Source organism: Bradyrhizobium sp. P5_C11_2 (genome assembly GCF_054049755.1).
This window is the reverse complement of the sequence record NZ_JBFULT010000628.1, coordinates 1-4,100: the sequence shown is the minus strand read 5'-3', so window position 1 is coordinate 4,100 and position 4,100 is coordinate 1. Positions and strand designations below refer to the sequence as shown.

General features: G+C 65.6%; 5 protein-coding genes. 4 read left to right on the top strand and 1 reads right to left on the bottom strand.

Going from position 1 to position 4,100, the window contains the following annotated elements:
- Positions 1-146 (bottom strand): DUF2735 domain-containing protein (locus ACXJL8_RS35620; RefSeq protein WP_456686508.1); only part of this gene is annotated, 146 nt, incomplete at its 3' end.
- 536 nt (positions 147-682) lie between these two features.
- Here ACXJL8_RS35620 and ACXJL8_RS35615 point away from each other — a divergent pair.
- The 4 genes from ACXJL8_RS35615 to ACXJL8_RS35600 form a co-directional block, all read left to right on the top strand.
- Entirely contained in the window at positions 683-1,717 is a 1,035-nt protein-coding gene (locus ACXJL8_RS35615) for a glutamine synthetase beta-grasp domain-containing protein (protein WP_456686507.1), read from the top strand.
- Between the two features lie 198 nt (positions 1,718-1,915).
- Entirely contained in the window at positions 1,916-2,617 is a 702-nt protein-coding gene (locus ACXJL8_RS35610) for a GrlR family regulatory protein (protein ID WP_456621956.1), read from the top strand.
- A gap of 19 nt (positions 2,618-2,636) precedes the next feature.
- Positions 2,637-3,320 carry a substrate-binding domain-containing protein gene (locus ACXJL8_RS35605; RefSeq protein ID WP_456621957.1) on the top strand — a complete coding sequence of 228 codons (684 nt, stop codon included), beginning with the start codon at positions 2,637-2,639 and terminating at the stop codon, positions 3,318-3,320.
- Positions 3,321-3,352: 32 nt separating this feature from the next.
- On the top strand, positions 3,353-4,100 hold a 748-nt coding region (locus ACXJL8_RS35600; protein ID WP_456686506.1), incomplete at its 3' end, for a tetratricopeptide repeat protein.

Genomic DNA, 4,100 nt, shown 5'->3' with positions numbered 1-4,100 from the left:
CTGCAGATCGTCTCGTTCACGGGAAGCGAGACGTGGCCGGCGGGAAGGCCGGTCTCACCGTAGCGGCGCCCCCCGAGAGCCGCGCGGCCCCCGACAGGGAATTGGTAGATCTGTGCAGGTCCGTGACTCAGTCCATTGTTCATCATTGCGGTATCTCCCGAGATCGAAGCGGTTGGCCTCCATGGTGCGCCCGACTCGTTGGCTTGTGGTTACTGGAATCCCCATATCGGCCGCGCATTTCGAAATGCAAAGTGCTGAAAAGGAAATCAGTGCTGGCCTATTTTGTAGGCAGACAGCATTCTGCTTCCTCCAAGGCAGCCCATGGCTGACTAACGCTTGGGCCATTGCGAAGGTTGCGAGCGACGGCCGCAGACTTCGCGAATGTTGCCGGACGTTGATGCGCGTTTAGTCGGCAACCTCGGGCAGGGGTGCACTTGCATCGGAATCGGGCGTTTTCTGCGGGATTTTTGCAGTGCAGCTTCACGGAAAGGTGCGCCGCTATGACGCATGCGGCTGTGGACTGACGGGCTGCGCCCGCAGGTGGCGGGGGCCGGTGGATAACGCCCCGCGCTGCGGCTTTTTGGCACGTTAAATGCTTGTAAAGGGCCGGCCGATGGTGGCCGGGTACAAACGTGCGGGGACTAGCCGTCCCCACCTTTCGCATCATCTACAGAGAGGCTCAATGACCAAGTATAAGCTCGAGTACATCTGGCTCGACGGATATACGCCGACTCCGAACTTGCGCGGCAAAACACAGATTAAGGAATTCGCGTCGTTCCCGACGCTCGAGCAGCTTCCGCTCTGGGGCTTCGATGGCTCCTCCACGCAGCAGGCCGAAGGCCACAGCTCCGATTGCGTGCTGAAGCCGGTCGCCGTGTTCCCGGACGCCGCGCGCACCAACGGCGTGCTCGTGATGTGCGAAGTCATGATGCCCGACGGCAAGACCCCGCACGCCTCGAACAAGCGCGCCACGATCCTCGACGACGCCGGCGCCTGGTTCGGCTTCGAGCAGGAATACTTCTTCTACAAGGACGGCCGTCCGCTCGGCTTCCCGGCCTCGGGTTATCCGGCGCCGCAGGGCCCGTACTACACCGGCGTCGGCTTCTCCAACGTCGGCGACGTCGCCCGCAAGATCGTCGAAGAGCATCTCGACCTCTGCCTCGCGGCCGGCATCAACCATGAAGGCATCAACGCGGAAGTCGCGAAGGGCCAGTGGGAATTCCAGATCTTCGGCAAGGGCTCCAAGAAGGCCGCTGACGAAATGTGGATGGCCCGCTACCTGATGCTGCGCCTCACCGAGAAGTACGGCATCGACATTGAGTTCCACTGCAAGCCGCTCGGCGACACCGACTGGAACGGCTCCGGCATGCACGCGAACTTCTCGACCGAGTACATGCGTACGGTCGGCGGCAAGGAGTACTTCGAGGCGCTGATGGCGGCCTTCGACAAGAACCTGATGGACCACATCGCCGTCTACGGCCCGGACAACGACAAGCGTCTGACCGGCAAGCACGAGACCRCGCCCTGGAACAAGTTCAGCTACGGCGTGGCCGACCGCGGTGCTTCGATCCGCGTGCCGCACTCCTTCGTCAACAACGGCTACAAGGGCTATCTGGAAGACCGCCGTCCGAACTCGCAGGGCGACCCATACCAGATCGCTTCCCAGATCCTGAAGACGATCGCGTCCGTGCCGGCCGACAAGAAGGCCGCCGCCTAAGATCCTCCCGGCCCGGGCTTTGGGGGGCTGGCCCGGGTTGGCTCTCGATCCGCCGGAGCAGAACAGCTCCGGCGGATTTTTTGCATTTTGATGACGGCCGTTTCTGTGATCCGCCGGCCGCGATCGCGCGAAACTTGTCCATCGCGGCCGAAAGCGGGATAGACTGCGCCCGGATGCGCGCAGGGCCGGGGACGGCTGGTGTTTGAAGGCTTCTACAAGGTGCGATTTCAGCTCGGCGACGCCGTTGGCCGGAGCGTGATGCATGCCGGCAACGGCAAGATGCTCGGCGGCAATTCGGCCTTCGCCCATATCGGCACCTACGAGAAGACCGACGACGGCGTCGACATCGTGATCAAGACGGTCCGCCACAATCCCGATCCGAGCTATCGCGCCATGGCCGGCACCGATGATGCGACGCTGCTCGCCAAGGGGTGGGCTGACGGCGATCTCTACCGCTTCAAGGGCGAGCTGAAGGAACTGCCCGGCGTCCCCTTCCAGTCGGTGATGACGCCGATCACGGAGGACGAGGTGCCGATCGCCGGCGGTGTCGGAGAGGCCGGCATCGCCGATGGCCTCTATTCGATCCATCTGCGCATGCTGGACGGCCTCGACGGCGGCCTCACCGGCGTGATGCTGCTGAACCGGGGGCACATTCTCGGGGGCGATGCGTCGTTCTATTATCTCGGCAGCTACACCGCCGCGAACGGACGCTGGAAGGGACAGATTCTCAATCAGGAGCACACGCCGGCCAAGGACGATCCGGTGTTCGGCGGCCACGAGGTCGGCATCGGCTTCTCCGGCACCTATGACGAGGCCGAGGCCGTGCTGGAGGCAACCGCGCTTGCCGGCAAGCGCAGCCTGCGCCTGACCGCCGCCCTCAAGCTGATGCACCGCGCCTGATCGCTATCCGGGATCGCACATGGAAAACATTCGCATGCTCTCGACGCTCGGCCTGATGGGCGCGATGCGCAGCCTGTCCGCCGCCTTCGAGACCGCCAGCGGCATTCAAGTCGATGCCGACTTCGCGCCGACCCTGGCGCTGCTGAAACGGCTGCGCGACGGCGAGGCCGCCGATCTCGTGATCCTCACGCGCGAGGGGCTCGACGAAGTCATCGGCGAAGGCCGCGTGATCGCCGAGGGCGCGGCGGATCTGGCGCGCTCCTATGTCGGCATTGCCGTGCGGGCAGGGCAGGCCCATCCCGACATCGCCACCGAAGCCGCGCTGCGCCAGACGCTGCTCGCCGCGCGGTCGGTCGCCTATTCGGGTCTGGGCGCGAGCGGAATCTATTTTGCCCAGTTGATTGTCCGGATGGGCATCGCGGCCGAGATCAATGCCAAAGCCACCATCGTGCAGCAGGGATTTACGGCCGAGCGTCTCGTGAGCGGCGAGGCCGATCTCGCCGTGCAGCAGATCAGCGAACTCAAGCAGGTCGACGGCATCGAGGTGATCGGCCCGATCCCGCATGATTTGCAGACACCGGCCGTGTTCTCCGCCGGCCGCATGGCGAGCGCGACGCACGCTGCGGCCGCGGACCGGTTGCTGCGCTATTTGGCATCTCCGGAGGTCGTCCCGGTCCTGCGGCAATCGGGACTCGAGCCTTGAATTCGCCGGGACCGCGACGCAATTTGAGGCCCATGCGAACSTGTCTCTTTGCCATCCTCTTGACGCTCGCTGCGCCCCTCGCGGCGCATGCGCAGTCGGCCGACCTCGTCCTGTGCGACCGGGTGGCGGCCGATCCCAGCGATCCCGACAAGCCGGCTGACGTGAAGGGCGTGGCGGAGCTCGCTTCCTCCGACGTCGCGACCGCCATCAAGTTCTGCAAGCAGGCCGCGCCTTCTTCGCGGCGTGCGATGTTCGAGCTCGGCCGCGCCTATGCCGCCAACCGGCAGACCGCGGACGCGATCGCCGCCTGGCGCAAGGCGGCCGACAAGGGATCGAGTGCGGCCATGGTCGAGCTCGGCGTGCTCTACGGCACCGGCKCCGGTGTCGCGAAGGACGAGGCGCARGCGCGCAARYTGTTCGAGAAGGCGGCGCAGGCCGGCAATCCYCGCGGYGTCAGCAATCTCGCAGCSCTCGGCGGCGCYGGCGGTGCCGCGCCGGYCGATCCCGCGCAGGCSCGCGCGCTGCTCGGCAAGGCGGCCGAGACCAACGCGGAGGCGCARTACCAGCTCGGCCTGATGCTTTCCGAAGGCACCGGCGGCGCAAAGGACGACGTCGCGGCGCGCGCGTTGTTCGAGAAGGCGGCCGCGCAAAACCACCCCGGCGCGCTGGAGCGGATGGGCGCGTTCGCGCAGGAAGGCCGCGGCGGCGCGAAGGACAGGGATGCCGCGAAAGCCTATTACGAGCGCGCTGCGGCGCTCGGCGACGAGGATGCCAAGAAGG